This window comes from Thermodesulfobacteriota bacterium, assembly GCA_031082315.1.
In the GTDB taxonomy this organism is placed as follows: domain Bacteria; phylum Desulfobacterota; class QYQD01; order QYQD01; family QYQD01; genus QYQD01.
On record JAVHLC010000027.1, the window covers coordinates 1 to 4,875 of the forward strand.

At 40.3% G+C, this 4,875-nt stretch carries 4 protein-coding genes; 3 read left to right on the top strand and 1 reads right to left on the bottom strand.

The features are described 5' to 3' along the window. Positions 1-117 precede the first annotated feature (117 nt). A complete protein-coding gene (locus tag RDU59_12740; GenBank protein ID MDQ7839347.1) occupies positions 118-1,611 on the bottom strand; it encodes an ankyrin repeat domain-containing protein in 1,494 nt (497 codons plus the stop codon). Between the two features lie 187 nt (positions 1,612-1,798). Between RDU59_12740 and RDU59_12745 the strand changes: the two genes are divergently transcribed. The 3 genes from RDU59_12745 to RDU59_12755 all read left to right on the top strand — a co-directional run. Next, positions 1,799-2,290, top strand: coding sequence for a hypothetical protein (locus tag RDU59_12745; protein ID MDQ7839348.1), 492 nt, complete (start codon positions 1,799-1,801; stop codon positions 2,288-2,290). Between the two features lie 363 nt (positions 2,291-2,653). After that, positions 2,654-3,700, top strand: a complete 1,047-nt coding sequence (locus RDU59_12750) for a hypothetical protein (GenBank protein ID MDQ7839349.1) — start codon at positions 2,654-2,656, stop codon at positions 3,698-3,700. Positions 3,701-4,300: 600 nt separating this feature from the next. Then, positions 4,301-4,875, top strand: a 575-nt coding sequence (locus RDU59_12755; protein MDQ7839350.1) for an ankyrin repeat domain-containing protein, incomplete at its 3' end; no start/stop codon positions are given.

Sequence of the window (4,875 nt, forward strand, 5' to 3'; positions counted from 1 at the left end):
CAAATGATCTGGAAATCGGGATCTGATTTGCGATTGCAATCGATAGTTATGGGACGGAAATTGAGATGAAGGCTTTAATCCCTCTCTCCGCTCTTGGCCGAGAGCCAGATCTTTTTACTATTCCTTCGCGCCATGGGCTTTGAGAAGCTCGACTATTTCCGTATGACCTTCCTTGGTTGCCAAACTTAGGGGGGTACTGCCGTTTTTATCTATAGCGTTAACATCAGCACCTTTGGAGATGAGAAGCTCAACTACTTCTTCATCGTACATTATGATTGCCTCGTGCAGAGGGGTATTGCCATCCTCGTCCTTCGCATTGACATCAGCGCCTTTGGAGATGAGAATCTCGACTATTTCTGTATCGACCATCATGATTGCCTCGTGCAGAGGGGTATTGCCATCCTCGTCCTCCGCATTAACATCAGCACCTTTGGAGATGAGTAACTCGACTATTTCTTTATGGCCTTTGGAGATTGCCTCGTGCAGAGGGGTATTGCCATCCTCGTCCTTCGCATTGACATCAGCACCTTTGGAGATAAGTAACTCAGTTATTTCTTTATGGCCTACGTCACTTGCATAGTGTAACGGGTACCAGCCAAAGGTGCCATTATTATCTTTAGTTTTTACTATAGAAGGGTTCTTTTGTATAAAGTATTTTACTGCTTGCAAATTGCATTCTTTTATTGCCGTAAAAATATTACCATCAAAAGCTCCGTGAGCCTTGAGTAGTTCAATTATTTCTTTGTGACCTTTCTCGCTTGCCAAACTTAGAGGGGTAATGCCGTTCTTATCTTTTGCGTTTACATCGGCGCCGTTAGAAATAAGTAGTTCGACTATTTCTTTATTACCATTGGAGATTGCATTATGCAGAGGGGTACCACCCCAATAGCCCTTTACATAGACCTTTGCACCACAGGAGATGAGCAGTTCAACAATTTCTTTACTTCCTTTGTGGCCTCCACTGCTTGCAATGCACAGAGGAGTGTCACCGTACTCGTTCTTTGCGTTGACATCAGCGCCTTTTGAAATCCATCTTTTTATTGCATTGGGGTTGTCTGATATAACATCAAAAAGCTTTTTGGTTGGGTAAATTAGGCTAGCAAATTGAAAAATAACTCCCCATGATACAATGAAAAGAAAAAAGAAAAAGAGTATCAAACCAACCCAAGTTCTATGAAAGAAACTAGACCAGCAGAACGGCGCAAATAAATCTACACAACTAAGAATTATTCCGCCAATAATTATTGCGCAAACAATTCTACCGATGAAAAATCCAGGTTCATCACCTAAAAAGATTGCCCACAAATATGTTCCAATGATTATAACAATGGATAGCATTATTGGAACAAACCAAGGTAAATCGTTTATGAGAGGCGGGAGCTCAAAAATACCTAACTCTAGGACGGCAAAAACGATTGGAGCAAGCACAATTGAAGCAAGTGAATAAAGAAATAATATGAAAATACTTTCTTTCCAGTATTTATTTTCGTACCTATAGAAAAAATCATCAAATATTTTAAATTTCCATCCCTTGCCCAACTTTTCCCCACAATGTTTGCACTTTATAGCCTCATCTTGTATCTCTTCGGCGCAAAAAGGGCATTTTTTCATTTTCCCCACCTCTTCTTGAGCAACTTCCTCCCGTCACTTGTATTCAATCTCACCGGCAGAAAAGTGACGTTTCAGTGTTCTCTTCCACCCGGGGAGGGGCTGCTCCTTCACCCGGTCCGTCGAGGGCGAGAGCCAGGTCTGGAGTTTATGTTATAATAAAGAAAAAGGCTTCTATGGGAACTATATCATGAGAATAATTCTTAAGGTTATCACAGGTGTTGCTGCCTACTTTCTTTTCTGTTTAGTGGGCTATATGGTTGGCCAACAAGTTATAGATTTTATTAATTGTCATGGAGAGGTTTTTAATATAATTACTCTCGTTATATTAATATTGGGTACTATCGTCAGCACTGCCTATGTATTAAAACGCGATATCAGAAGCCTTTCCCGTTTTCGGCTCAATGATAAAGAATCTTGGATCCAGTTGGGGGGCACAGTGTTGCTAATAATAGTTGTTGGTTTTGTTTACTTTATAAATGCTCCGGCCTTTCTCTTTTTTGCATTCATGGTGGTCCTTTTACTTGTGCCTTTGTGGCTTGTGGGTAAGGTGACGTTGCCTTTTTGGGAATGGATAGATAAAAAATATCCTCCTGAGAAGGAAGAACCTCAAGAACTTCCTATTAAGGGAGAGAAGGTTGCTGAAGATGGTAGGCGAGAAGGCAGAGAAGATGCCCTTTGAGGTGGGCATCCGTCATGATATTCTATACCGCCTGCCGAAAAGTGACGTTTCAATACTTTCTTCCACCATGAGATGACTTGCTCCTTCACCTGCGCTCTGGCAGCAATCTCCGCCGCAGCGATAGAGTATTGACCTCCTCATGGAGTCTATCATGTTTACCCTTGGATCTGTTCGCCTCGGGTACTGTTCGCCCTGTCCAATATTGTCTGCTTTCTTGCCTACCTCATGCGCTGCAGGTATAATAGGGATGAAAGTATGAGGATGATGAAGACTGAACTGGACAGAAAGCGGAACAGATGACACTGTTTAAGTGACAATACATTTATTATTTTAAAATTTCTTAATTCTTGGAGATTGCTGAATATGAGAGAAGAAAAATTGGATGAGAAACTGAAAACAACACTGTTGAAGATTGGAACTAGTGAGAAAATATTGGAATCTTCTCCTAAATTTGATGGACTTGTTAAGAAAATTGATTTCCTAAAAGGGCTTGGAAAATACCAGAAGTTGATAAAGTCCCTCATCTCCTGTAATGATAGAAAAAACTTCAACAGCCATGTGTTTGAAGCTTTATTTGCTTATGACTTTGAGACATCGGGACACCCATTGATCTATGAATTCACACAGGATTCATTGAACAAGAAAGGAACCTCTGTTGATTTCTGTTATAATCTAGATGAAGAAAGAAAAATCTATTTTGAGCTTCGTTTGATATACGAAATGAATAAGATTAAGGATAGAATGGGCAAGGAGATTAATGATGAACAGGGCTTTTGCTTTTCCGAAATACTGATAAAAGATGTATATCGGGAAGAAATAATAAAGAATGGGAATACTTTATACCGGTTGCCATCTTATGGCGAAGTGCCGGGGGATAATTATGATGGCACGAAAACAACTGCTAAGGCCATCTCTTTGAGAATCCAAGATATTATTCTTAGCAAATGTCGGGATAAAAAAGGGAATCCAATCAAGTTTTTTGAGAAGAGAGATGGTACATATAACTTTATCGTTGCTGAAATCTCGGAAAATTTCATTGGGATGATGGATAAATTTGAATGTAGATTGGCTATGTATGGACCATATTGTGTCCCAGAGCATTGTCGGCTCGATGTTTTTGGGCTCTGTCAGTTGATTCCAGATAATTCACCAGCCCAATTCATTGAAAAATATAAGCCATATTATAATAAATTCAAGCATTTTCGGGAGACTATCCATGGCATACTTTTTGTGAAATATGACGAGAATCCTTTTCTTAACTTGTATTTAGATTTGGAGCTTGAATATTACTTTCTTCCTAATCCGACGTTAATGAAAGAAAATGAATTCGATGAGATAAATAATCATTTAAAGGGGTTCCTAAGAGAATGGACCATTGATACAAAAAATATCATTGAGGGTATACCTTGATTACAGCAAAGAGGACCTGGGTGAACAGACAACTCTTCCCGTAGCTGGGCATCCCCCCTGGAGGCCCTCACGAAGTGGATCAAGCAGCAGGAGAAAAAAAGTGACGTACGATCAGTATACCATTGAAGGTATCGTGGAGATCATCAACCAGGCTTATCGGAAACATAGCTGTGCTGTAGGGACATAGCTTCCCTTTTTATAATTAGCACTGGAAGTTTTCTCTTTTTTGTATCAGTTTTCTCCTGGACAGAATCCTTTTACCCACGGTTTTTGAAGTCAAATATTCCGGTTCTATGCATTATTGGAATTTTTTGAAAAGGAGGCTCTGAGGAAAAATCTATTTCCTGTATATGTCCGTTTTTATCTCTCATAAAACAGCATAACCATAGGCTTTCTTGAGCCTATGTCCCTTTATCGCAGCTATGTTTCCGAGGAGCCTCCAGCGCGGAAACAAAAAAGGGAAGCTATTGCGTCAAAACGGAGCTATGTTTCCGATGGGCCGTGAGGGAAATCATCTTTTACGGATGATGTTTCATTACCAAGGCAAGGACCGGTGCTGAGGAGTGTGTTATAATAAAGAAGGGGGGGGGAGAGAAAATCATGCTTCTTTTAGCGATAATACTTGCACTTTTTGGTCTTAATCTTTGGAATTGGCTTGCATGCAATTTTGCAGCACGAAGATCTATGGTTTCTCCATGGCTGTATAGTCCTATTAACTGTATTTTATGGTGTTGCTTGACTATTGCAATGCTAATTGGATCATTATATTGCTTTTGGTTAGCCGTAGGAAGCATATGGAAAGCAATAGGATGGATTGTTTTTATGTATCTTGCAGGAGCAACTATCTGCAACCTAATGTTTAAGTTCTTAAAATCGTTAGTGGGTTTAAGTGATTGGACCCCGTTACATACTTCAAGTATAACTGGTGATGAGGGAATGACGAGGCTTCACATATCAATGGGCGCGGATGTAAACGCTAAAGGCAGAGTCAATTTCACACCTCTACACTCAGCAAGTATAGCAGGTCATAAAGAAGTGGCAGAGTTATTGATCTCCAAAGGCGCTAACGTCAACGCTAAAAGTTTGCTAGGCGAAACCCCTCTCCACTGGGCATACTGTCATAAAGAAGTGGCAGAGTTATTGATCTCCAAAGGCGCTAACGTCAACGCTAAAAG